Below are 26,027 nucleotides of genomic sequence, written 5' to 3' on the forward strand. Positions count from 1 at the left end.
ATTCTATATAAATTACCCCTAATAATTTATATGTTAATTCCTAGTCTCACCTTTAAAATTATCTCGCCATCTTAAAAACTTCACTTCTAGTAAACGTACTAGAGAGTCAGAAAACTTCCCAACAAATGCAAAGATAATTATGCCGACAAATACGATATCTGTATTTGAAAATTGCCTTGCATCCATAATCATATAACCAATACCTTCTGTAGATCCCATAAGTTCTGCTACTACTAAACTCACCCATGCAACACCTAACGATAACCTTGCTCCTAGTAAAAGGTTAGGCAATGCAGATGGTAAAATTAGTTTCGTAATTAGTTTTCTTTTGCTAAACTCTAACACTCTCGCAACATCAAATAACTTTGAATCCACACCTCTAATACCTAAAAATGCGTTTACGTATAAAGGAAAAAATGCACCATCTGCAATTAATAGCACTTTCGATGTTTCACCAAAACCGAACCATAATACGAAAAGCGGCGCAACAGCTAAATGAGGTACAGTTCTTAACATTTGCACAGATGGGTCTAAATATTGCTCACTTCTCGTTGAAAATCCAACAATCGTTCCTAAAATGATTCCTAAGCCCCCACCAATAAAGAAACCAGCCGCAGCCCTGAATACACTAATACTTAAATGGCCGAATAACTCTCCTGTTTTAATAAGCTCTTGGAAAGCTAGAAAGATATCTAATGGTGTTGGTAAAACTGTTTTAGAAACAAGACCGAATACGCCAGCCAACTGCCAAATTATTAATATAATAACCGGTATAGTAATCGCCCTTACTAAAACTTTTACATTTAACTTTCGTACCTTCTTTATGCCATTTTTCTTAATCGTTATACTCGCTGGTTTCATAACAGCTTTCGTATTTTCCACTTTACAAAACCTCTTTTCACTTCGCTTTCAATGCTTTTTCTACGAAAGAATTATCTACAACTTTTTCCGTCTTAATTTCTTTCTTTATAGAACCGAGCTTATATTGAAAATCCGCTGTCTTTTGTTGTTCTGCTATTATTTCCTTCGTTACCGGAACTAAAATTGGTTTGTCGTGATTAAACACTTCTTTTACAATCTCTGCATCTATCTTTTTTACAGAAGTGTATACTTTTATTGCTTCATCTAAGTTAGCATCTTGCCATACACGTGCTTTCTCATAAACTTTGAGGAATTTCTCAACTAATTCTGGATGTTCTTTCGCAAATTTTGTCCTCGTAATTAAAAATTCTGGTGAAGAGACATTTAATGTTTCACCGTCTGCAATCACCTTCGCACCTTTATTTAACGTATGTAATGATATGAAAGGGTCCCAAATCGCCCATGCATCTACTGATCCTGATTCGAATGCAGGCTGCGCTTCATCTGGTTGTAATTGAATGACATTTACATCTTTTGCATCAATACCTTCTTTATCAAGTGCTCGATACAATAAATTAAAGGCACTACTTCCTTTTGCTACTGCAATTTTTTTACCTTTTAAATCCTTTACACTCGCAATCTTGCTATCTTTTTGAACGAGAATTCCAGTTCCTTTTCTCGCATAACTTGTATTGGCGATTTCGGTAAATCCAATACCTGCTGCTTGCGCTGAAATGACTGGAGAATTCCCTACTTCACCAAAGTCTAACCGGTTTGATGCGATTGCTTCAAAATAAGGAGGTCCACTTTGGAACTCTGTCCATTTCACTTTAACTCCTTCTTTTTTAAACTCCTCTTCAAACCATCCCTTTTTCTTTGCTAGTAATAGCGGGCTTAATCCTTGCTGTATACCAATTTGTATTGTTACATCTTCTTTCTTACTACTTGCTGTACTTTTTTCGCATCCTAATAAACATACTGATATAGCTAAAGCAAAAGAAAGAACTTTAAATTTTTTATACATATAAAATCACCCTTTTCCTATATACTTGTTTGAATCAATCCTCCATATTCAAACTGCTGTAATACTTTCGTTCGAAGTTGTTGGAACGATTGAGAAGTTTTATTTCGCGGATAAGGCAAATTATTTTCAATCACTTTATGTATTTTCCCTGGTTTTGCACTCATAATGATGATTCGGTTTGAAAGATAAATCGCTTCGTCTATATCATGTGTAACGAATATCATTGTTGTTTTTTTCTGCTCCCAAATATTTAGCAATACTTCTTGCAAATGACTTCGAGTAAAAGCATCCAGCGCTCCAAAAGGTTCATCAAGTAATAATACATTCGGATCTCTTAATAACGCTCTCGCTATCGCAACACGTTGTGACATCCCACCTGAAATTTCTTTCGGATACGATTTTTCAAAGCCATCTAAACGAACGATTTCAACCCATTCTCTCACCTTATCTTTCACATACTTATCTTTTAACGACAAATCTGCCGCTATATTTTCTTCAACTGTTAACCATGGAAAAAGCCTATGTTCTTGAAAAATAAAACCTTGTTTCTTACTCGGTTTTAAGATAGACTCCCCGTCAATAACAACTTCCCCTTCAAAATCATTATCTAGACCTGCAACAATTTTTAGTAATGTACTTTTTCCACACCCACTCGGACCAATTACTGTAACAAAATCCCCTTTCTCTAATTGAAAATTAATATTCTCTAATACTTGAACAGTACCAGTTTGTTTCAAAAAATATTTTGATACCCCATCAATTGAAACAGTCATTTCTTCCCCTCCTTAAAATGATTCATATAAATGAACAGATTCAGTATTTGTGCAATAAAAAAACCAAAGGCATTTTATCAACAGATAAAATGCCTTTGGTTTCTCCAATCAGCAATACGTTATGGAATTAAGTACATATTATACAAATATTTCCGATAAGTCAACTGGGTTTTAGCGAACATTATTTATTTTTAAAGATATCAGCAGTCCCTTTTATTATTTTTGGAAGGAACGTTTTAATTGTATCCATTAATATATAAAGAGCTTCCTTCACATAACCACCTTCGAAATTTCCTAATGGTTCTGGTAATTCATCCTCATCTAATATGAAGTATTCTCCATTTGGAAGTACCATAATATCGATGATTAAATCTTCGAAGGAAACCACTTCGTCTTTTATTTGTGTATTTTTTACGATATTAAAATAGGAACCTAAATACTTCCCTTTTATATCTCTCCATACGTATAAATTGTACGGACAATCTTTCCAGTAATATGCGATTGTATAACTCCCTTTTGGGATTGTTAACTTAGTATCATTTGCAGTCATTGTAAATGAATACTGCACCTCGTGAAATAAAACAATACTTTGTGATTGCTTTTCAAGTAATAAACACTTGTGATCTACTATTGTTGAGTTATATCGGATTTTTCTTTCTATAATTTCAATTTTCGATGTAAGTAACTTATTCATTATTTTGTTTCCCCTTACACTAGTTCTATCCTCAATTATATCCATTTATATAGTGATAAAGAAGTATATAGTTTTTTATATAATGATTTATACAAGAAAAACTCCTTCTTATTTAGAAAGAGTTTTTCACTTCTAACGGAAGTTTATTTGTTTTTATGTAACTAACAGCACTATTACTCATGTTTTAACTTTTCCTTAACCGCATCATAAAATTTTCGTTCTTCATCAACATTTAAGTGAACACGACTTACTGTTTTAGAAAAGCCATATAACAACTGTGCTTTCACTGGCTCTTTTAATGTTATTTCAAAAGTAGCAGGTTCTTTTATGAACTCCATAACAGTTGCATCCAATATCTGTTTCCCTTCTTTTGCCGATAGCAATTCACCCTTGTAGAACGCAATATTATCAATTTGTGTAAATGGTATAACAATTTTCTTTCCTAATCCAATTTGAATGATTACTTGTTCTTCTGTTACGACAAGTGGATTTTTACGCATTGCTTGTATTTCAGCTAAAAAATAAAACATTGCATATACATTTAAAATAAGTAACACCCATGCTACAACCGGATTCCATTGATGAAACAAATAATGAAAACCGATACTTTCTATTAAGGTCGCATGGATGATCATGATATATACACCTATTGCACCAGTCTTTTTGTGATATGAGTATACGGATTCACCTTCTGGTACTTTTTCACGCCACGATAAAAATGCATAATAGATTAACTTACACTCCGTTACAATGATATCTATTAATTTATTTCTTTTCATAGTAGCTTCAAATGCTGCATCAATCGCATAAGAAAAGGAATAATTTTCTCTTCTATGTTTTTTATATTTTTTTATTATTTTAGGAAGCACTCTAACAATTTTATAGAGAAGGAATAATTCTAGACCTACAAATGCAATTTCAGCCGCAACAATAATATAAGAGATGAATGAAAAAGCTTGTAAATAGTAACTTGGAATAATAAATCTTGCAAAAATATATCCAGCTATTACAACAGGAAATATATACGTTAACGAGTATCTTTTTCGAATAATGAAGAAATACGTGATGATTGGAATGACAAACATGCAATCTAATAATGACCCAAGCACAACTTCTTTCGGCGCAGCTGGTACTATTGGAAGGGCATACAATAAGTAGTTTGATAGTATTATTAAAGAGACGAGTCCAATCCAAATACCTTTTCGCCTTCGCGATAGTGTAACATTCATACGTTCACTCCTTTATTTAAAAACCTCATTTAAATGGTCTTTATAAAATGAAATGGCACGCTCAAATTCTTTTACTTCCTCTACTTTCACGACAGTTTCAAGTAATAATTTCATAGCTGATTCGTGATCGTTTACATTATATTTTGCTAATGATAAAAATACTTTCATTGGATCGTTCTCTGGGAATTTTTTCACCCCAGCTGCTAATACTGTAATTGCCTTTTCATATTCCCCTATACAACGATATGTACTTCCTAAACCAATATAAGCACCGCAAAGTGATTCGCCATCAAGTCCATTTGCGATTGCTTGCTCATAATACGGAATTGCTTCTGTTTCTAGCCCCATTACATCATGTATCCACGCACACTGATACAGTACTTCTGCATCCTTTGTAAAGTTTGTTAATCCTATAAGCATCTCTTTAGACTGCGCATATTTCTTTTCATTTCTAAGTTTAATAGCTTGCTTTAATAAATGTTCCATAGAATCCACTCCTCACCAATTATTCTGTGTATAGCTCTTGATTGGTATACGCTTCACATTCGTGTAAAAGTAAAATTCCCACCAATTAAAGTTTCGCTTACTTATTACTATGCGGATTCATTCTTATCTAAAAACTTAATTTTAAAAAGCAGTAACACGATTACATAATATCTCTAAGCTTTTGACAATTTCTTTCGCTGTTTCATCTTTCCCATTACACAACTTCCCTTTACCATCCTGTCCAATTACATAATGTACAGCTCCGCGCGAATATAAAGAATGTGGTGAATTCGCAATCATTACATTCGCCCTTGCTTCTTTCATTCTATTTTTCGCTCTTTCAAATAGTTCTTCTTCATTTAAATCACTTTCAAGTTTAAAACCAACAAGTACTGTTTCTGGATCCCATTCTTTTATTTGTTTTAATACTTTTGGAGCCTTTTGAAAGTGAATAATCGGTGCTATATCACTTGAAATTTTTCCGTTCATATTAAGAACATTACCATCTTGATCACAAATCTTCTCCACAATCCAATCTGATCCAGCCGCGGCCATAATGACCGCATCAACCTTTTCATGTGTGATGATACTTTTCATTTTATCTTGCAAATCAACAATTCCTTCAAATGGATGTAATTCTAACCCTCTATGTACATCGCTCGGTTTCTCCGCAAAATAACCGTGTAAATATATAACATGTGCCCCTTTAGCTAGAAGTTCTTCTGCCATTATCCTGCCGATTGTACCTTTAGCCATATTCGTATGCCCGCGTACTTGATCCCATTTTTCTAGACAACCACCGCTCGTAATTAATACCTTTTTCCCCTTCATTGTAACCATCCCTTACTAATTTTTCTTACGAAACCATTCGGTTCCAAAGTCAACTATATCACGCTGTTTCATTAGACGACACGTTGCATTCCCTATCTTCCCGTTTTTTACAGTTCCTTTTCGCTCAAACTCCACACCAATTTCAACAAACTTCTCAGATTCGTAATCCATTTCAACAAACTCTTTCCACACTCTCTCACCGTTTTCTATAATAGGTGCTCCTACTTGTATTAACTCACATGCACCAGTACGCACCTCGGATAAATGAACAGACGTATTGGAATCATATCCAACACCAATTAATAATACGTACCCGTCTAAATCATATATTTTTCTTAATGGAGATTCTTCTCCAAAGCTCATTGATAACGAATGGTTCATTGTTATTTCTACTGCATGTTTTCCCCATGCAGCAAAACTTCCTAACGGATGATTACTACGTACTACATTCGGATATGTACGAAAACATTCAACTATTTCACCCATTCCCCTTGTTGGGGTTATACGTGAATCAAATGCCGGGACGTTATCTCGGATAATTTGCCACCAGTCTTCCGGTACAGGTGGTCTTGACCAATGTTTCGGATCGGATAAATCCGAAGATTGCGTTGGCATTATTATCGTTCCTTCTTCCGTAACAACTTTCATTAATGCTTCTACTACGGCAACCGCACCACCAGATATCCACCCGATAGAACTTAGTGATGAATGAACGATAATTGTCATTCCTTTTTCGATTCCTAATGCTTTTAAATCTTTTGTTATTGTTTCGATTGTATTTGGAAATTTTGTACTTGCTACTATATCATTCATTTTCATATTGGTTCCCCCACTAGCCATGTAAATTTAAACTTTTATATAAATATATTATCATATTTTTCTTAATTTTTAACTTAATCATATTCATTACTACAAAAATATGTATATTATTATACTGAAGACTCAAAACTCTATTAAAATCGTAGATAATGATGAACGAGAGTTTTTTGAAATGAAGAAAAATGTAGATCTTATTTTTTCAGACTATACTCCATATGCATATTTTTATACTATTTTTCCAAATAACAATGAAATCTTTCGATTTCCTTATATTTTTCTCCTAAACTTTTAACTCGAAAACCAATTCTTTTATAAAATTCTACCGCCCCATCGTCTGTCTCTGCTTCTATATAAGTCAATTGATATATTCTTACAACCTCTTTAATCATTTGCAGTGCAATTCCTTTTTGACGATAATCTGGATCCACTGCTATATGACATACCCGTGCTTTAGTTGCCCCGATTACTTCTATACCTATACAAGCTTTTTCTTCATATTTGTACAAAGTCCCTTTATTATTTTGATAAAGTAATACTGCTTTCTTTAAGCTTATTTCATTTGGACCGACGGCATATTGTAGCACATTTAATATTGAATCTTTTTCAAGTTGTTCAACAAGTTGTAAATTCATACTTTCATCCCTTTCTACGAAAAAATACTAGCTCTTAATAAAAAGAGCTAGTCTCATTACGCCGTTATTTTTTCTTCTTTTTTTACAACGACAGCTACATAACTATGAAGTATCATCCCAATAATAACGAGACTCATACCAATCCAAGATAATGATGACGGAATTGGTGCAGATAACCAGATCAGCTCTCCTACTAGCGCAAATAAAACTTCACCAGACTGCGTCGCTTCCACTGTTGCTAGTTTTTGTGGATCATCTTTCACAAGATCTGTTGCAAAGAAAAATAATACTGTCGCGATTAACCCCGAACTAACTGCTACAATAAAACATTGAAAAACTTGGCTACTTGACGGTAATCCGCCAGTTGATACTTCGTAACCAGATAATAAAAACCAAAATGGTAAACTTGCTAATGTCATACCGAGTACTCGCTGAAATACATCTAATTCCCCTTTACAAACTTGCATCATTTTTCGATTTCCAAGAGGATACGCAAATGCTGCAATAAGTACAGGAACTACACATAAAACGGTTTCACGAATACCTAATGAAGAAGCATGTTCTACTTGCATGAGAACAACACCAAATAAAATAATACCCGACATAACTAATTCCTTCATCGGAAGTTTTTTATGTAGTGGATCCACCGCAAAAAATGGTGTTAACAAAATCCCTGCAACGATTGTAATTTGCCATGTTGATGCAACAAGCCAACCTGGTCCGAACGCTCCAGCAAAACTAAGCGGTGCATAAAAGAGACCAAATCCAACGATACTCCATACTAACCATTCTTTCGGATTGTTTTTCATATATTGAAAGAGTTGCTTTAAGTTCCCTCTATACATAACAATAAGTAATAGCATTGGAACCATAAAATAATACCGTAATGATGCACTCCAAATCCAGCTTCCACCTTCTAAGTCCATTGCCCGGTTTAAAACAAAGGTAAAGGCAAAGAAAAATGATGCCAGTATCCCTATAACAATTGCTTTCATTGTAAAACCCCTTGTTTAGTTTCTCCCTAATACTATACAACAAAATAAATATAATTAAAATTCACAATCTTTAACTTGTATGTAATCTAGCTCTATATAATTTCCTCAATCGACTTATATGTGCTTGATGATATCGATTATGATCTGCTATATGCCAAATTCCCCATCTTATAGTCGCAGTTTCCCCTTTTTCATACAAAACTTCCCGCGTTAAATCAGTTTCTGTTAGTTTCATACATTCTTCATGAAACAATTTTTGCACTGCTTCATAATCTTGCATTAACTCTTGCAACGTGTATTTTCTTAAACTCGGCATTTCTCCTACTTCATTCAACATAGGACCATATTTATTTTCAAATGTTGTTGGAACATCTTCTCCCTTGAAACGATACACCCAATGTAAATCGACAACTGCTAAATGCTGAAGTAACTGCCCAATACTATTTTCATTATTTTCAGACCCTTTATAGGATAGTTCGTTCTCTTCAGTACCTTCTACTAACCTTTGCAATCTATTAAACGTATCAGCAACCGTCGCATACAAAATCGCTACTTGAAGGTCCATATTTCTTTCTAAATGGAGATCTTTCATGCTAAACTTCCTCTCTTAAAAGAACAACACCATATGTTCATCATCACTATACACACCATTCATTTTTATAGCCCTTTTTTCAATTCCGTACGTTTTAAATCCCATTGATTCATATAATCGTTTGGCTGGTTCGTTCGTTGACACAATCCCTAAATTCAATTGTTCTAGCTTCATCTCTTTTGCTCTTTCAATTGCTTTACGTATTAAATCACGTGCAAAGCCACTTCTTCGATTTTCAGTATCTACATACATTGCAACGATATGCCCTTTATGCTTATATGCATCCTTTTCTTCTGTTAATAAAGTAACAACCCCAACTAAACGATTTTCATTATTAAAAGCACCAAATGTAAAACTACTGTTAGATGAAAGATTACTAGCAACGCGTTCAAGAGGGTTTTCTTGACGTACTGCTTCTTCATAAGTCGTTACAAATGCTTCTGGGTTTACTTGTAGTGCTTGTAAACGTAACTCCCAATATTGTTTTGCATCCGCTTTTGTAAGTAATCGAATCATTTTATCTTCCCCTTTTTCATTTACATAATATTTTTATAGGTTATTATTTTTTAATTCATACTCTTCTTTTAATATACTGTAACGATAGCGATGAATGAACTTCCCCTGTCTCAATCGATCATTTCTCATTAACCCTTCACATACAAATCCGGCATGTTCATAACTCTTTTTAGCTTGTGTATTATCTTCATCTACACGTAACCAAATTTTCTCCAATTCAAACTGGGAAAAACCTATATGTAACATGCTGTTTAGAGCTGCCATTCCAAATCCTTTACCCCAATAGTCTTTATTTCCAATCGCAATTCCTAGTTCTGCATTTTTATTTGTTTTATCAAAATTTTTAAGGTCTACCCATCCAATATGTATACCTTTCTCAGTAACAATTGCCCTTTGTTCATAACCATTTTTTCGGCTTATACAAGCTTCAATCCAGTTTCTCGTATCTTCACGAGTGAACGGAGGATATTGATCTGGTACGACTAAATGCTTTGTTACATCTCTATCTAATGACCATTGATAGCGATCTTCTACATCATCTAATGTCAATTCTCTTAATTGAACATATGGTACATTCATTTTTCTCTCCCCTTTTTATTTACCAATAGAAAATCCTTCGAACACTCTTCCACCATACTGTTCTAACGTCTTTTCTATAAAATGAATTAATTCATTTTTCTCTCCCGTTTTATAAAAATGATCAAAAGCGGCTACAAATTTGTTTGCATATTGCTCATCATACCTTCTTAGCACTCTAATGAACCATTTTGAACTCCCAAGCCACCTACCATTTACTCTTAATACATATTCATGTACTAAATCCGCTAATAGATTAGCGATAAACAATTCTTCTTCTCTTTTCGTTGCACCAATAAAGTCATCTAAAGTATCCGTAATAAAATATCGCTTCTGCTTAATCGTTTCTTCCGTCCATTTATCTGGTCCTTTATGTAGTAAACCATTCGCTTCTTTTTTTAATTTCTCAACAATTTCCTTTTCCCCTTTTAATGCAATCCCTTCTGAAACTAATTGTGGTAACGACGGTCTCCCTCGATCACAATCCATTTTGAAAAAGGTTTTATATGTTTCAAAATTATGAACAAACACCTCAACAGGCCATCCATTACTATAGAAAGATTCTCTATAACAAGAAGTTAAACTTTGATCGACTATTACAATATCAAGGTCAGATGTTTTCGTCGCTTCTCCTCGTGCAACGCTTCCGCCGAGTAAAGCTACATCACAATTCGGAAATTGTGATGTAATTATGTTTTGTGCTGCTTCAATTGGTTTCATAACCGTTCCTCTTTTCTTATTTCACTTTCTTTTTTTCAGCTCTTTCTCTCGCTTTTTTTATATAGCTTTCTGCATCTGGTGTTTTACATGATGTCGCACCGTGATCAACCTCTACTTTTCCAATTTCACGCGCAATTTCAATCGTTTGTCGCTCTAAGTCTTCATTACGAATTCCTATTGCGATTAAAGCACTATTCATCGCTTCCTTTTTTCTATTTTTTTCATTATGTATATTTTCTTTAATCTCTTCTAAGTACGGAGAGAAGAAATCATCATGTAACGCTTTATTTTTAATCGCTATATTTGCTAATAAAGACCAGCCAGCTCTTCCAATCCATTCATCATTAAACTTTGTCCACTCTTCCATTCTTTCTATTGCAATTGGCGAAGTACATATAGATGTCATAAGAACATCCATTAAACAGTAATAATCAACATCCTGAACCCAACTATTAAGCTGTTCTGTCGTTATTTTCTTCGGATCTAAAATATAAGTTGCTAATGTCATTGCGTCCATATTTTTTGTTTCCCACAATTCAACTGCTAAATCATGATCTTTTTTTAGCTTCTTTTTTAACAATTTTAAATTCGCAAAACTAACTCCGAATAGTGGCTCTTTCGCTCCGTGGTTTTTATACGTTTTACGATTTTGTTCTGTTCCATATTTCTCTAGTTGCTGCATTACTTCCTCAAGAAACATATACCCACCTCTTTATCTTTTATGTTGACTTTATACATGTATGCACGATATATTCTACATTACTTTTTGGTTTTCCTATATTTATTTTTAAAATACGGTATGTGAAATTTCTAAACATTACACAGCCACACCATCAAAAAACTGTACCAGTTAAACATACAGTTTTTTGATGGTCCTCTCTATCATTTGGTCTATCCCCTATTTTTCAACTAATTTTTTTACATCTGACCACTCTTCTATTGACCCTGCGTCCGGAAAAACTGTAACTACATTAAAATTCGCACCTTTTTCTTTCCCAATTTGTTTAGCAGCTAATAAATTCGCTGCCGCAGAAGTTCCTATTTTTATACCAGTATCTTTGTAAAAACGTGCCATTTCATACAGGGTATCTTCATATGAATAAGTCCATTGTTTTTCTATCAAATTTTCTTCCTGTTCTATGAAATGTTGTTTCCTTCCTAAGCCGAACCCACCTGATCCAGCATATTTCTTTAAATCATTTGGTGGTTGTTCCGAAGCATAAGGCAATTCAGCAGGCATTACTAAATGTAGTTCAACATTTTTTGTATAATTCTTTATTGCTGTATAGCCTCCCATTAGAGTTCCACCAGTACCAGCAGATGCTACCCATGCATGTATTGGTTTTCCAATCATTTGTGCAATAATTTCTCGCCCTGTACCTTCAATATGACTTACTATATTTGCATTATTATAATGTTGGAATAAAAAGTATAATTCTGGATTTTGTTTGCTAATCTCTATTGCCTTCTCAATTACTGCGTAAAACCCCTTACATTTATCAACTAAGATTACGTTAGCACCATAATATTTGAGTTTATTTAATAGAGATTGACCAGTTGCAGAACTTAACACTAACGTGCATTCAATTCCTAAATAATTACAAATACACCCAATTGACCTCGCTAAGCTTCCACCACTATACTCTAAAATATTTTGTTTTTTGTCCGCTTCTTGTAAATATTTATTAATCATTCCAAGTGCGGCCCTATCCTTAATTGATCCTGTAGGATTATGCCATTCACATTTAGCATAGATAGAAAGGTTCTTCGTTTCTTCGCATTCTAATTTCATGAGAGGTGTATTTCCAACATGTTTAGAAGACTCTTTAAAATGTTTTACTATCATACTTTTATACCTCCTTCATAAATTATGTTTATTACATTTGCTCTTAGCCAAAATCTTTCTACATTTTAATAACTCTCTCAATAAGATTTTCTTATATAAAAATCCCTACAAACACTGTAGGGATTTATGTCTAAATCATTTTGTTACACTCTATTTCATATAATAATAGTTTCTTTATTCAGATGCATTCATAAGCACAATTCTCCAACCATCTGGATCCTCTATTGTGGTTCCTTTCTCTATCCAATACGGGTTTTCTGGTTCCACCTCATGATAGCCCATATTACTTAATCGATTCACTATCTTTTCAATTTCACCTTTATTAGGCATATAAAAAACTAGTAAATTATCTTTTGTCGGTGCCGGACATGGACTTCCATTAACATGTGTAGTAAACTCCAAATGATATTCTTCATCTGGTAAACCAAACATAACCCCGTCATATCCTTCATGATTGTGAAATTCCCCTATACGTTTTAATCCTAATCCTGTTTCATAAAAACTTATCACTTCTTCAAATTTATCTGTTGGTCTTGCAATTCTAAATTGAACCCAATTCTTCATGCAAATCTCCTCCTTTTCATTTTCCAAAGCTTTATAGTAATTAGTATAGGTTACATATATTCCCTTTAACATCCCTCATTAGTGTGAGCTTCCTAAGTTGAAAGACCTATAAGTTAATAAACAATAGGACTTTCGTATAAAATTCATATAAAATTAGTTATATAAATGTAGAGATGAAATACAAGCTATTACGTATGAAATAGTTCTCCTTGCAGGGCCTTTATATACCGATCAGCAGATCTTTGTACAGCTTTATTTGCATCTTCCACCACACCATGAAATGCATTATATAGTCGACTAAATTGGATATCTTTTACTTTCTCTGCCATATCTCTAACTTTATTCGCTGGTAATGGAATAAGATTGGGATAACTATACATAAAACTTACCCATTTTTGATCCGAAACTACTTGTATAATATCACCTGATAACAAAATACCTTTCCCTTCATTACCGTCTTTCCAATGTATAACAGTCCCGCCCTTAAAATGGCCTCCTAAGCGATGTAATATAAGTTCTTCCGATAACAAAAGATGCTCCCCAGACCAAAATTTAATTTGCTTACTCGGACGAACCACCCACTCTTTATCATCTTCATGAATATAAATAGGTACATTGAATGTTTCTGCCCATTTAACTTGTGTAGAATAATAATGTGGATGAGAAAGTGCTATTGCTTGAATACCACCTAAATCATATATACGTTGTATCGTTTTATCATCTAAATAACTAATGCAATCCCACATAACATTTAGAGTTTTACTTTGTATTAAAAATGCTGTTTGTCCAATCGCAAATTTAGGTTTAGTAGTAATGCTATACAAACCGCTTTCTTCTTTTATTATTTCGTTTTTGTATAAATTGCTATTTTGCATTATTTCTAATGTTGTCCATGACTGCCCAATTGGATTAACATATTGTCTTTCCTCATTACAAATTTTACAACGAGAAGGTGCTTCTTCATTTTCGGGATACTGTACTCCACATGTAGTACAAATATAATTATTCATATTCCCACTCCTTTTTTTTATGTAATTATTTCTTTACCAATATTTTAATAAAAAACAAAAATATTCGAATCAATAATTGGAACGAAAATGAAGTGATACGAAAGTATGATTAGTCTCCTTTCGTTTTAAGACTTTAGTCTAATTCCTATAAATTTTTTATTTCCTACTTCCAAGAAAATAGAGTTTTAATTTTATTAAAACTTTCTAATATATTTAATCCTTTAATCGTTAAAAGAAGGAGCAAATCTTCATAAAATAAACGAATAAATTAATAGTTTTTGTCAAAATTTTAACACAACAATACTTACTAACACACATCAGGGGGATGTTAGGCTTAAATTAAGGAAAGATTTTAATAAAAAGCATTATAATGCTTTATGAAGGAATTACTGCATTAGGTGCTATTATGTTGTACGAGGTATTTAATATAGAAGTTTGTTGATAGAAATATCGGATCAATTAAATTTGATGATTGAAGAGTTTGTAACGAGAGATGAATATTGATTTCAAGCTTCATTTTAGGGGAAATAAATATCACAAACTACATAAATTAAAAAGTAGCCTTAAAGCAAAAGTCATATCCATGAAATGTTTAAATTCATATACAATTTTATACAACCACTTTTTTATAAAGCAAGAAAAGTGGTTGTATGTTTTAAAAAGTATTTTTTGTTACAAAATCATGCTACACATTTCATTAAACTACAACTACTCATTTTCTTTTTTCTTCTTTTGTTCCTCAGATGGCTCTTCTGTTGGATCTGGTTCTTGCTCATCCTTTTTGTTTAATTCATTATTTTTTTCCTCCTGTCTTTGTTCAGAAGGTTCCTCCGTTGGATCTGGCTCCTTTTCATCTTTTGGAGCTGGATTACAGCCAATTAATAATCCTACTGTAAATATGCTTGTCATTAATATTGAAAGCATTTTTTTATAATTCAATTAAAGCACCTCCTAAAATTAATATCCCTTGTATTGTTTCCAATTCACCATTCAATTTATCCAATCATTTGTGATGTTTCTTCCAAAATGACATTCCTTTAAAATCTTGCATACTTTTTGCCAAACTTTTTTACACTTGTAAAAAAGTTTTTTTGCATTTCCCTACCTATAATTGCTAATATAGTAGAGTAGAACTTTTATAGAGAGAAGGAAAATTATGCACAATGGAATTCGAATGACAACTTTGGTAAAAAGGGCTATGTTGGTTTGTGCGGGGGTATTATTTACATACGAAGCCGCTTTAGGATCAGTACATACTGCTTTAGCTAGTACAGAGGATGAAGCAAAATCTGTTCAACTTGTAAGTGAGATTCAAACATCTCTTGCTCCGAAAGAGGCTCCAAAGCATTATAACGGACAAGTTAGAAAAGTCGCTTACTTAACATTTGATGACGGTCCCGGAAAATACACAGCTGAGCTTTTAGATATGTTAAAGAAAGAAAATGCAAAAGCAACATTCTTCCTAATTGGTTCAAACGTAAAAGCTTTCCCTGATCTTGTAAAACGCGAAGATGCTGAAGGCCACTACGTTGGGATGCACAGTATGACTCATAACTACAAGAAACTTTACACTGAAGGTCATTATGTAGATGAAATGAAGGAAGATCAAGGCTTAATCGCTGGTGTTTTAGGTAAATCACCAGTATTAACTCGCCCATCTTACGGATCAATGCCAGGATTAAACGAAGCTCTTCGCAACAAAGTTGTAGAAAATGGCTTAAAGGTTTGGGATTGGACAATTGATTCTTTAGACTGGAAATATAACAAAATGCAAGTTGATGCTGCATCTGCTAAAATTGTAGAGAACGTACTACATGGTGCTACAAATCCAACAGAAGTTATCCTTATGCATGATATTCATCCACAATCGGTAAAAGCAGTACCTGGAATTATTAAAGGACTGAAAGAAAAAGGATATGAATTAGAAGCATATAATGAGAACGAACACTTCCCATTAAACTTCTGGCATGATAATCGTATGTAATGAAAAGACTTGATTCCCTCTAGTAGGTTATCAAGTCTTTTTTATCGTTTTGGGAAATTTCTTTGTTGCTCTTCAATAAAAAGAATAATCTTTTCTCTGTCCTCTTGTGTAATACTTATAGAAAATTCGTACTCCTCTTCCTTACACCATGAAGGGGTAAGTTCCTGAGATAATCGGACTACAATTTGAAACTCATCTTCATTTTCCCCCATTAATTCAAACGCTATATTAGGCTCTATGAAATCTAGTTCGGTATATGTAGGATTCGGTAATGATTGAAACCATTTTTTCATACGCTGTAAGTCGAACGTTTGTAGAAAAGGATCCATCGTTTCAAAAACTTTATTTCCTTCTGACAGTTTCGCTTTTACTATTAGCCAATTTCTATCACACTCCTCTTTTGCATCTTTAAATTGGTATTTCACCACCTCTAAATGTAATGCTATTTTTTTATTTTGAAAATTCATAAATTTCTCCTCTTCTTGCTATAAAACTTTTACTTTATAAATTTGAAATTTATACGCCTTTCTTAACTTGTAAGACACTTTCTATCTCCCATTAATTTCAACTCTTAGATATAATGATTTTTATTTACTAATACATATGACTGATTTTAACATATCATCCTTTATACATTAAATAAATTTGATTTGCAATATAATCTGAACTAAAGTGAAGTCCATTCCTTATCCACCACATGATAATCCCTACCAAAGAGGCTGTTTTAATATCAACTGCAACGTAATCATCAGGTAAATTCTTTTTCGTATTCTCTCTTCTCGTTTCTATTAATTGCTTTAAAAATAAAAACAATTGCTCCTCAAATTGATTCATTTTAAATAATATAAATAAAAAATTTCGGTGAATATATAAATAATCTAGCAATTGTGTTAGCTTTTGTTTTTCTGACAAATCTTTTGCATGTATTAAATCAACAATTTTATTTGAAAGCTCATTTAAAATTTCGCTATTGATTTGGTCTAGTAAATCTTGAATATCTTGATAATGCAAATAAAATGTTGTTCGATTTAACCCTGCTTTTGTTGCGATTTTCTGAACCGTTAAGCTTGAAATAGTAGGATTCGCCAATTAGCAGGTGCTATTGGAACAGCAGTTATTATCACGGTGTATACAATTCAATCCACTTCACACATTTCACAGTTATCTAGTGAGAATGGAAATATATCAGCTATGCAAGTAACAAACTTATCTTCTATCTATAGCTCAAGTGATGCGTACGTATTTATGTTAGTCTTATCTATTGTGGCTTTAATTATTGCATGTTTCACGCCTAAAAAAGTAATAATCAAAGATACGAAAGTAAATCTTCAAACAAAAAATGATAATTAAAAATTAAGCACTTAAAAGATGGTTCCAGAATTGTACCGTATCCATCTTTTTAAGTGTTTATGCACCATAATTATAATCCTTAATTACTATTTGAAGAGATTGTATTTTAATAAATAATCCTTAGAATTCTTAATACGGAATAGCTTATAAGTACATATTAATTATAAGGAGTGATATATTTATGGATTTTCTTTCACCTGAATATTTGTCTGCCTTATTAGCAATTATCGTAATCGATTTAGTGTTAGCCGGAGATAACGCCATTGTAATTGGATTAGCAGCAAGACGATTACCGAAAGATCAACAAAAGAAAGTTATCATTTGGGGAACCGTTGGAGCAATTGCTATAAGAGCTCTTGCTACTTTAGTTGTCGTTTGGTTATTAAAAATACCAGGATTACTTTTAATTGGTGGTGTACTTCTTATATGGATTGCTTACAAATTAATTGCTGAAGGCAAAGACCATGATATTAAGGCAGAAGAAGGATTTTGGTCTGCTATTAAAACCATTATCATTGCTGATGCGTTAATGGGTATTGATAATGTACTCGCTGTTGCAGGAGCTGCGCATGGTAACTTTTCTTTAGTAATCATCGGGCTATTAGTTTCTATTCCTGTAGTCGTATGGGGCAGTACATTGATTTTAAAATGGGTAGATCGTTTTCCTGTCATCATTACGATTGGAGCAGCGGTTTTAGCTTATACTGCTGCAAAAATGATTGTAGATGAGAAATGGTTCGCTGGATTTTTCGAAAGTAACCCTTTCATTAAATGGGCATTTATCATTATGATCATTGTTGGTGTAGTGTTCTTCGGAAAAGCAAAACAAAAAGCAACAGCTAGTTCTGTCTAATAATGATGGTATATTTACAAATAAAAAGCGCTATTCATATGAATAGCGCCTTTTATTATTTAGCTTCCCCTTCCGGAGTCGTTTTTACCTTCGTTTTGTTTTTATCACGATTGTTATAGTTATACTTCGAACGATCTACTGGAGTGAATCCTTCCGGTGTGTAGAATCGTAATAAGTCACCATTTACGACTTGGTCAGAGTATTTTAGTGAGTTTTGAACCATTTGTTCATTTTTCTTTATTTCATCTGTAAATTCTACAGGTTTTCCAGTTGTTGTATCATAGTATTTGCCGTTTAGTGCAGTAACAGTTGGGCTTACGTAGTTACCGTTACGGAACGCAACGACTTGTTTATGCTCTGGTGATAATAAATCTGAACCGAATTGAACATAGTTTTTCGTATCTGTACCTAGTAAGTGTAATAACGTAGGAAGAACGTCAATTTCACCGCCATATTGATGTTGTACGCCACCTTTCACTCCTGGTACACGAACGATTAAAGGCACACGTTGTAACTGTGCATTTTCAAATGAGTTCATTTCTTTACCCATTACTTTTGACATTGCTGCGTTATGATTATCTGAAATACCGTAATGGTCTCCGTACATAACGATAATTGAGTTATCATATAAACCAGATTGTTTCAAGTAATCGATGAAGCCTTTTACAGATTCATCTAAATAGCGTGCTGTTTGGAAGTACGTATCTACTGATGAATCACCTGTTGTTGCTGGTTCAATCGTTGCTTCTGCCTTATCAATTGGATAAGGGAAATGGTTCGATAACGTAATAAACTTCGTATAGAACGGTTGTTTCAACGTTTGTAATAACGGAATAGATTCATTAAAGAACGGTTTATCTTTTAATCCGTAGTTTACTACGTCTTTTTCATTCATATCGTAGTATGACGCATCAAAGAATTTATTAAAACCAAATGATTTATAAATATCGTCACGGTTCCAGAATGTTTTGTAGTTACCGTGGAATACTGCTGATGTGTATCCTTGTTGTCCTAAAATAGCTGGTGCTGATTGATACGTATTATGAGATTTCGTTGTAAAGACAGAACCTTGCGGTAAACCAAACATTGAATTCTCTAACATAAACTCCGCATCAGATGTTTTCCCTTGTCCTGTTTGATGGAAGAAGTTATCAAAGTATAGCGTATTCGCATCTTTTGTAAATGAGTTTAAGAACGGTGTAACTTCTTGACCATTTAATTTGTAATCAATTAAGAAGTTTTGGAATGACTCTAAATGAATATAAATTACGTTCATTCCCTTTCCTTTACCGAAATACTCAGGATTTGGACTTGCATAAGTTGATGTTAAATAATTTCGTACTTCTGTCATATTATCGCCATCAGCTAATGCTCGTTCTGTCGATGCTTTCGCACTTTGAATTCCATCATAAATTGTGTAGTTGTATGCCCCTAAATATTTCACAATATAATTACGGTCAAACGTTCTTGTTAATAATTCAGGACGGTCAGACTCTGCAAGACCTAAATTAACACTGAATAATAAAATACCTGCTACAAATACTAGAGATACTTTATGCTTCGCAACACGAATTGGTTTTGGATTTGCAAATTTTGTTGCAACTAACACAATTAATATAATCGTGTCTAAGAAGTATAGTGGATCATAAAGATGTAGCAACGCAAGAATACTACCACCTAAATCTCCAAAGTTATTCGTTTGTGTTAATGTTGGGAACGTAATAAAGTCACTGAAAAAGCGATAGTAAACTACGTTTGCATATAAAAGAATCGACAATAACAAGTTGATAACAATTAACCAAATATAAGATCGCTTCCCTTTTGCAAATAATGCAAGTCCTAAAAATAGAACTGCTGAACTAAGCGGGTTAAAAAACAGCAAGAATTTTTGGATTGTGTTTGAAATTCCTAAATTAAATTCCGTTACATAGGCTGCATACGTTTTGAGCCACAATAAAATAACGGCAAACAGAAAGAATCCAAAATGATTGCTTAACACACTTTTGCTCTTTAATAAGAACTGTTTCATTTCTCCACCTCTTTTGATCATCCAAGGCTTATTTTTTATAAGTCTGTCTCTCTATTCGATTTTTCTTCTTCAAATAGATTTTTTTATTTAACTATATGAAGAATATTAGTAATTATAATTTGAAGCTTGTATTTATTCAACTATTTCTTTTTAAACATTTTGACCTTGGTTTCTATTTAATAAAATAAATTTGTAACATTTCCTGTTTTCTCCCAAGATTCATCCACTAATTATGACATCCCATACTATATACCTTTATAAACTCATTCGCAAACTATTCTATCTCCAATTTTGGTACATATTTCACATGACAAAATAATGTTATTTAATTATATTGCTCACCTTACATTCCCCTGCTTCAACTAAATCTTAAAGTCATTACATCTCTTCCATACATGAAAAATCCTCATGTTCACTAATATTATATTTGAATAATTATTCATTTGCCCCCACCAATGGTGTTATGTTTTCTCGACAAAAAAACTCGCTCTAAAAAGAGCGAGTTTTTTCATTATATATTATTGACCTTTGTACATTGCATCTACTTGTTTTTGAAGTTCTTCATTTTCTAAGTACTCATCGTAAGTTGCTTCTTTATCGATTACACCGTTTGGCGTTACTTCGATAATGCGGTTTGCAATTGTTTGTACGAACTGATGGTCATGAGATGTGAATAACATTGTACCTTTGAAAGCAATTAAACCATTGTTTAATGCAGTGATAGACTCAAGGTCTAAGTGGTTCGTTGGATCGTCAAGTGTGATTACGTTCGCACCACTTAACATCATTTTAGATAACATACAACGAACTTTTTCGCCTCCAGATAATACAGAAACGTTCTTCTTAACTTCTTCACCTGAGAATAACATACGGCCTAAGAAACCACGTAAGAAGCTTTCTGACTCATCTTGTGGAGAGAATTGGCGTAACCAATCAACTAAGTTGTAGTCATTGTTCTCAAAGTACTTAGAGTTATCTCTTGGGAAGTAAGATTGAGATGTTGTAACACCCCATTTGAATGCACCGCTATCTGGCTCCATTTCACCCATAAGGATTTTAAATAATGTTGTCATCGCAATATCGTTACGACCGATAAATGCAACTTTATCACCTTTATTTAAAGTGAAGTACACATTATCTAACACTTTTTCGCCATCAATTGTTTTAGAAAGACCTTCAACAGTTAATAAGTCATTTCCTATTTCACGCTCAGGTGTGAAGCCAACGAATGGGTAACGACGTGATGATGGTCTAATATCATCTAATGTAATTTTATCTAATAATTTTTTACGAGAAGTTGCTTGTTTCGCTTTAGATGCGTTTGAGCTAAAGCGTGCAATGAAGTTTTGTAACTCTTTTACTTTCTCTTCTTTTTTCTTATTAGCATCTTGTGTTAATTTTAAAGCTAACTGGCTTGACTCATACCAGAAGTCATAGTTACCAACATAAAGTTGAATTTTACCGAAATCAAGATCAGCCATGTGCGTACATACTTTATTTAAGAAGTGACGGTCATGGGATACAACGATTACTGTATTTTCAAAGTTCATTAAGAAGTTTTCTAACCATTGAATCGCTTTTAAGTCCAAGTGGTTGGTAGGCTCATCTAGTAATAGAATGTCAGGTTTACCGAATAATGCTTGAGCAAGTAATACTTTCACTTTCTCTGCACCAGTCAATTCTGATAATTTTTTGTCGTGAAGATCTTCACCAATACCAAGACCTTTTAGAAGGATTGCAGCTTCTGACTCAGCTTCCCAACCGTTAAGCTCAGCGAACTCACCTTCAAGTTCTGCAGCACGCATTCCATCTTCATCACTAAAGTCTTCTTTCATGTAAATAGCATTTTTCTCTTGCATTACTTTGTAAAGTTGCGTGTGACCCATAATTACTGTTTCTAATACTGGGAACTCTTCATATTCGAAGTGGTTCTGTTTTAATACTGCTAGACGCTCACCTGGCGTAATATGTATGTCACCTGTTGATGGTTCAATTTCTCCAGATAAAATCTTTAGAAATGTTGATTTACCAGCACCGTTTGCTCCGATTAAACCGTAGCAGTTACCTGGCGTGAATTTTATGTTAACATCTTCAAATAATTTGCGATCCGCGAAACGCAAACTAACGTTACTTACTGTAATCATTTGTGTCCTCCTACTAATACCGCTTATTTCAGCGTTTTCTCACCGATTGTCTTAAAAAATCGCATATTACGACTCAATTATTGTAGACTATAGCTATTATATAGTAGAAGCTGGATGAATAGCAACGGTTGATTACCTTTCTACAATGAAATCGGATAGTTTTTATCCATTCCCTTAGCTATGGTATGTATATCATCGACCTCTTTCTCATGTTACCATTCACTTCTCGTTGTGTAATACATTGGATTCATTTTCCATTTAAGATTTTATATATAGAAAAACTGTAGAGAAATCATCCCCTACAGTCTTCACTTATTTCGTATTTATTATTTTTTCTTTATAACTCTTCAATTTACTCGTTAACCCCATTAAAGCAGGTAACAATATCGGCATCACGATTAAAGCTAATAGTAATAGTGCAACGCCAACAACTGATGCAACTTGTATAAGTGTTAACACACCTGATGGAATTAATGCTGCAAACGTCCCTACTAAAATTAGCGCCGCCGATAATACAACTCCTCCTATATGACGAGATGCAGTTACAATTTTTGTTACCGAATCCCCTTCGATCTCGTTATAGCGCATCATTACGAAAATACTATAATCCACTCCTAAAGCGACAATCATAATGAAGCTAAAGAATGGAACATTCCAGCTTAATGTATCTACATGTAATACATGTGCACTAATTTGTTCGCTTATACCAAGTGATGCGAAGTACGCTAATAGTAATGAGCCAATAATAAATATTGTGTTTAGTAGTGAGCGTGTAATTACGATTAATACAATGGCAATTCCAATTAACATAATTGTAGCTGTACGTAAAAAATCTTGCCCTGTTACTTCTTTTAAATCAACGTTTCTAGATGTTGTTCCGCCGATCGCTGTTTTCGCATCATGTAATTCCGTTCCCTTTACAGTGCCATCGATTGTTTTATTAATTTCTTGAATAATTGGCATCGCTTCTTTGGAATACGGATTTACATCTAAAATGATGGTCATTTTAGCAATTTTTCTATCCTGTGACATGTACGTGTTCAATGCTTTTTGGAAATCTTCTCCCTCTAGCACTTCTTTTGGAATATAAAACTTCTCAGAGCTTTTCGACTCATTGAGCTCCCCTAAATATTTCTGTGCGTCATGCAGGCCATTACTTACTTTTCCAAGCCCTTCTGTACTTTTAGATAAACCGGATTGTAATTGCCCCATCTTTTCTTGCAGGTCTTTAAGGCCCGTTAAAAGTTGTCCTTGTCCATCGTTTATTTTCGTTAATCCAGATTGTAACTCAACTGATTTATTTGCAATTTGTTTTGAACCTGCAGTACCTTCATTTAATCCATTTTTAAGATCCGCTGCTCCCTTTTGTAACTTATTAACTCCAATGCCCATTTCTTTTAAGCCGTTATCCACTTTCCATAACGATTGATTCGCTTCTTTAAATGAACTCATCGCCGTTTTGTGCTGGGTTGCTAATTGATTTAATTCATTTGAAAGTACGCTTAATTTTTTTTGTGCCTCTTTAGCAATCCCTATCGTTTGTTGTATGTTTGGATCATTCGCTAGTTCTGGTTTCGTTTGAACGAAATTGGTCATTAACATTTCAATTTGTTCATATCCTTTTTTCGCACCGTCAATCGCTTGATCAATACTTCCGAAGTATTGATCGTAAGAACTTAAACCTTTTTCTAACTGTGCATAACCAGTATGAAGCTGTGACGTTGCATTGGATAGGACATTTATATTTTTATTTACTGAAGTTAACCCACTCTCAATTTGCTGCGCTCCTTGTGCACCTCCGTTTATGCCGCTGGATAATTGATGTAAAGCTGTTCCTAATGCTGATACCCCATTTTTCGCCTCGTTCGTTCCATCAATTAATTTTTGAACATTCGCAAGACTATTTGAATCATTACTTCCCATTTTATTTTTCGCATCCGTTAATCCATCATTAATTTCCTTTATGCCACCATCGGCATCTCCTAATCCTGTATTCAATTCTCCCGCTTGCTTATTTAAATATAATTCTTTTATCTTCTCACCAGTTGGACGTGTTGGTGCATATACTTCTGACACACCTTTAACTTTCGAAATTTTATCAGTTAATTCATCTAAAATTTGTAGAGAAGTTCCTTCATCCAGCTTTTTATCAGATTGAATGACTAATGTACTCGGTGAAGAGAAACCAGGCGGAAAATGATCTTCTATTACGTTAATACCCATCTTTGATTCATACTTATTATCCACTTCAAATAAATCATTGTAATTCAGTGTAGTAGAGTATTTTAATACGAAAGGAATCGATATTACGAATACGATGATTAAAGCGATAAATGGCCTTGCTACTGAATTTTTCGCAAAGAATCCCCATAAGCGACTATCCTCATGACCTTTAAATATTTTAACTGGATAAAACATTCCTTTTCCTAAAAGCACCATAAAAAATGGATTTAAAGTCGTTAATACGAGTAGTAATACTAAAACACCAATTGCTACCGCTGAAGTAGATTGATATAATTTAAAACTCGCTAACGCAAGTGATGCAAAACCAATTAGCACCGCTATACCGCTATATAATACGGTTTTACCTGCCGATTTAAATGTTTCTTTCGTGGCCAAAAATGCATTTTCTTGTTTACTTAATTCTTCTTTAAACCTCGTATATAATAAAATGTTATAATCTGTTCCTACTCCAAAGAGGACGACGACTACGAACACTTGTGTAAAGTTTGAAAATGGGAAATTAAATTGATCCACAAGCTGAGCAATAATCCCCATTGAAACTAAATACGAAACACCGACTGTAAGAAGAGAAACAATCGGAACAACTGGTGAACGGAATACGAGGATTAATACTACAAGAATGAAAATGATTGAAATAACTTCTGTCTTTTTCACTCCCTCTTGAGAGGATTTAAGAAAATCACCCGCTATTAAGTCACTTCCTGTTAAATACGTTTTTACCCCTTTCGTTTGCACTTTTTCATGAAGATTATTTGAAACCTTTGATATTTCACCATGTTTTTTATCTATCGATATTTGCGTTAAAATAGTCGTATTATCTTTAGAAACTAATTGTTTTTCCAAGTCTTTATTATCTAAATATGAAACAACTTCCTTAATTCCTAATTGCTCTTTTTCATTTTGCAGGGCGTTGATTGTTTTTGTTATTTCCTTCTTTTGTTCATCTGTTAAAGCTGCCTTATTGCCACTATTAAAAACGGCTATAATTTCATACTTTTCAACCCCTTCTTTATCCATCTCTTTTATCATCTTGTCAGCAATGCTGCTTTGTTCTGTATTAGGGATTGTAATTTTCCCTTTTTCCTTCACTAATTTATCCATATTAGGCATCGTTACGACCATTGTAATAGTAATAACTATCCATAATAGAAAAGATAAACTTCTCCAACTTTTTAACTTGCTCATTTGAATCATCTCCCATTATAAAATTCACATGTGGAATGAATATTCATTCCTAATCTTTTGAAAACACTTT

At 33.5% G+C, this 26,027-nt stretch carries 26 protein-coding genes and 1 pseudogene; 3 read left to right on the plus strand and 24 right to left on the minus strand.

Annotated features, from left to right (window positions below; all coding sequences use genetic code 11):
- Nucleotides 1-33: 33 nt before the first annotated feature.
- From MR167_RS04620 to MR167_RS04710, 19 genes are all read right to left on the minus strand, one after another.
- Complete coding sequence (locus MR167_RS04620) at nucleotides 34-882, minus strand: ABC transporter permease (RefSeq protein WP_000432136.1); 849 nt, start codon at nucleotides 880-882, stop codon at nucleotides 34-36.
- A 16-nt stretch (nucleotides 883-898) separates the two neighbouring features.
- A complete protein-coding gene (locus MR167_RS04625) occupies nucleotides 899-1,885 on the minus strand; it encodes an aliphatic sulfonate ABC transporter substrate-binding protein (protein ID WP_000276925.1) in 987 nt (328 codons plus the stop codon).
- Between the two features lie 17 nt (nucleotides 1,886-1,902).
- Complete coding sequence (locus MR167_RS04630; RefSeq protein WP_000218583.1) at nucleotides 1,903-2,658, minus strand: ABC transporter ATP-binding protein; 756 nt, start codon at nucleotides 2,656-2,658, stop codon at nucleotides 1,903-1,905.
- Nucleotides 2,659-2,839: 181 nt separating this feature from the next.
- On the minus strand, nucleotides 2,840-3,352 hold the full coding sequence (locus MR167_RS04635; protein WP_001037871.1) for a ribonuclease FAU-1 family protein: 513 nt from the start codon (nucleotides 3,350-3,352) through the stop codon (nucleotides 2,840-2,842).
- A gap of 173 nt (nucleotides 3,353-3,525) precedes the next feature.
- Nucleotides 3,526-4,581 carry a hypothetical protein gene (locus tag MR167_RS04640; protein WP_242314063.1) on the minus strand — a complete coding sequence of 352 codons (1,056 nt, stop codon included), beginning with the start codon at nucleotides 4,579-4,581 and terminating at the stop codon, nucleotides 3,526-3,528.
- A gap of 12 nt (nucleotides 4,582-4,593) precedes the next feature.
- On the minus strand, nucleotides 4,594-5,067 hold the full coding sequence (locus MR167_RS04645; protein ID WP_017763296.1) for a tetratricopeptide repeat protein: 474 nt from the start codon (nucleotides 5,065-5,067) through the stop codon (nucleotides 4,594-4,596).
- A 141-nt stretch (nucleotides 5,068-5,208) separates the two neighbouring features.
- Nucleotides 5,209-5,898: a phosphopantothenoylcysteine decarboxylase domain-containing protein gene (locus tag MR167_RS04650; protein ID WP_017763297.1), complete on the minus strand. Its 690-nt coding sequence runs from the start codon at nucleotides 5,896-5,898 to the stop codon at nucleotides 5,209-5,211.
- Between the two features lie 15 nt (nucleotides 5,899-5,913).
- Nucleotides 5,914-6,711, minus strand: coding sequence for an AAC(3) family N-acetyltransferase (locus tag MR167_RS04655; RefSeq protein ID WP_127726076.1), 798 nt, complete (start codon nucleotides 6,709-6,711; stop codon nucleotides 5,914-5,916).
- A 236-nt stretch (nucleotides 6,712-6,947) separates the two neighbouring features.
- The gene (locus MR167_RS04660; protein WP_001053229.1) at nucleotides 6,948-7,349 is read right to left on the minus strand and encodes a GNAT family N-acetyltransferase; all 402 of its coding nucleotides are present in this window, start codon (nucleotides 7,347-7,349) and stop codon (nucleotides 6,948-6,950) included.
- A 56-nt stretch (nucleotides 7,350-7,405) separates the two neighbouring features.
- Nucleotides 7,406-8,344, minus strand: coding sequence for a DMT family transporter (locus MR167_RS04665; protein ID WP_000644594.1), 939 nt, complete (start codon nucleotides 8,342-8,344; stop codon nucleotides 7,406-7,408).
- 70 nt (nucleotides 8,345-8,414) lie between these two features.
- The gene (locus tag MR167_RS04670; protein ID WP_000653847.1) at nucleotides 8,415-8,936 is read right to left on the minus strand and encodes a DinB family protein; all 522 of its coding nucleotides are present in this window, start codon (nucleotides 8,934-8,936) and stop codon (nucleotides 8,415-8,417) included.
- Between the two features lie 15 nt (nucleotides 8,937-8,951).
- The gene (locus tag MR167_RS04675) at nucleotides 8,952-9,452 is read right to left on the minus strand and encodes a GNAT family N-acetyltransferase (protein ID WP_242314065.1); all 501 of its coding nucleotides are present in this window, start codon (nucleotides 9,450-9,452) and stop codon (nucleotides 8,952-8,954) included.
- 33 nt (nucleotides 9,453-9,485) lie between these two features.
- Nucleotides 9,486-10,031 carry a GNAT family N-acetyltransferase gene (locus tag MR167_RS04680; RefSeq protein WP_001102493.1) on the minus strand — a complete coding sequence of 182 codons (546 nt, stop codon included), beginning with the start codon at nucleotides 10,029-10,031 and terminating at the stop codon, nucleotides 9,486-9,488.
- Between the two features lie 15 nt (nucleotides 10,032-10,046).
- The gene (locus MR167_RS04685; protein WP_000802430.1) at nucleotides 10,047-10,748 is read right to left on the minus strand and encodes a nucleotidyltransferase domain-containing protein; all 702 of its coding nucleotides are present in this window, start codon (nucleotides 10,746-10,748) and stop codon (nucleotides 10,047-10,049) included.
- 16 nt (nucleotides 10,749-10,764) lie between these two features.
- Entirely contained in the window at nucleotides 10,765-11,448 is a 684-nt protein-coding gene (locus tag MR167_RS04690; RefSeq protein WP_000478213.1) for a DNA alkylation repair protein, read from the minus strand.
- A gap of 198 nt (nucleotides 11,449-11,646) precedes the next feature.
- On the minus strand, nucleotides 11,647-12,594 hold the full coding sequence (locus MR167_RS04695; protein ID WP_242314067.1) for a PLP-dependent cysteine synthase family protein: 948 nt from the start codon (nucleotides 12,592-12,594) through the stop codon (nucleotides 11,647-11,649).
- A gap of 174 nt (nucleotides 12,595-12,768) precedes the next feature.
- Nucleotides 12,769-13,158, minus strand: coding sequence for a VOC family protein (locus MR167_RS04700; protein ID WP_016077547.1), 390 nt, complete (start codon nucleotides 13,156-13,158; stop codon nucleotides 12,769-12,771).
- Nucleotides 13,159-13,346: 188 nt separating this feature from the next.
- Entirely contained in the window at nucleotides 13,347-14,168 is an 822-nt protein-coding gene (locus MR167_RS04705; protein ID WP_242314069.1) for an MBL fold metallo-hydrolase, read from the minus strand.
- 708 nt (nucleotides 14,169-14,876) lie between these two features.
- Nucleotides 14,877-15,107 (minus strand): hypothetical protein, encoded by a 231-nt coding sequence (locus tag MR167_RS04710; protein ID WP_001106986.1) that lies wholly within the window; start codon nucleotides 15,105-15,107, stop codon nucleotides 14,877-14,879.
- A 217-nt stretch (nucleotides 15,108-15,324) separates the two neighbouring features.
- Here MR167_RS04710 and MR167_RS04715 point away from each other — a divergent pair, with 217 nt between their 5' ends.
- On the plus strand, nucleotides 15,325-16,152 hold the full coding sequence (locus MR167_RS04715) for a peptidoglycan-N-acetylglucosamine deacetylase (RefSeq protein ID WP_000551449.1): 828 nt from the start codon (nucleotides 15,325-15,327) through the stop codon (nucleotides 16,150-16,152).
- A 41-nt stretch (nucleotides 16,153-16,193) separates the two neighbouring features.
- Here MR167_RS04715 and MR167_RS04720 read toward each other — a convergent pair whose 3' ends face one another.
- The gene (locus tag MR167_RS04720) at nucleotides 16,194-16,619 is read right to left on the minus strand and encodes a WapI family immunity protein (RefSeq protein WP_016077545.1); all 426 of its coding nucleotides are present in this window, start codon (nucleotides 16,617-16,619) and stop codon (nucleotides 16,194-16,196) included.
- Between the two features lie 154 nt (nucleotides 16,620-16,773).
- Nucleotides 16,774-17,235 (minus strand): annotated as a pseudogene (locus MR167_RS04725) (TetR/AcrR family transcriptional regulator); the annotation flags it as partial.
- 42 nt (nucleotides 17,236-17,277) lie between these two features.
- Here MR167_RS04725 and MR167_RS04730 point away from each other — a divergent pair.
- Both MR167_RS04730 and MR167_RS04735 read left to right on the plus strand, forming a co-directional pair.
- Nucleotides 17,278-17,502, plus strand: coding sequence for a hypothetical protein (locus MR167_RS04730; RefSeq protein WP_000288051.1), 225 nt, complete (start codon nucleotides 17,278-17,280; stop codon nucleotides 17,500-17,502).
- A gap of 181 nt (nucleotides 17,503-17,683) precedes the next feature.
- On the plus strand, nucleotides 17,684-18,355 hold the full coding sequence (locus MR167_RS04735) for a TerC family protein (protein WP_000346946.1): 672 nt from the start codon (nucleotides 17,684-17,686) through the stop codon (nucleotides 18,353-18,355).
- A 55-nt stretch (nucleotides 18,356-18,410) separates the two neighbouring features.
- Here MR167_RS04735 and ltaS read toward each other — a convergent pair whose 3' ends face one another.
- The 3 genes from ltaS to MR167_RS04750 form a co-directional block, all read right to left on the minus strand.
- Complete coding sequence (gene ltaS, locus MR167_RS04740; RefSeq protein WP_000808776.1) at nucleotides 18,411-20,384, minus strand: lipoteichoic acid synthase; 1,974 nt, start codon at nucleotides 20,382-20,384, stop codon at nucleotides 18,411-18,413.
- 518 nt (nucleotides 20,385-20,902) lie between these two features.
- Complete coding sequence (locus tag MR167_RS04745) at nucleotides 20,903-22,528, minus strand: ABC-F family ATP-binding cassette domain-containing protein (protein ID WP_242314071.1); 1,626 nt, start codon at nucleotides 22,526-22,528, stop codon at nucleotides 20,903-20,905.
- Between the two features lie 312 nt (nucleotides 22,529-22,840).
- Entirely contained in the window at nucleotides 22,841-25,957 is a 3,117-nt protein-coding gene (locus MR167_RS04750) for an MMPL family transporter (protein WP_242314073.1), read from the minus strand.
- Nucleotides 25,958-26,027: the final 70 nt, after the last annotated feature.

The sequence above is a fragment of the Bacillus cereus group sp. BfR-BA-01355 genome (genome assembly GCF_022663675.1).
Lineage (GTDB): Bacteria > Bacillota > Bacilli > Bacillales > Bacillaceae_G > Bacillus_A > Bacillus_A thuringiensis_S.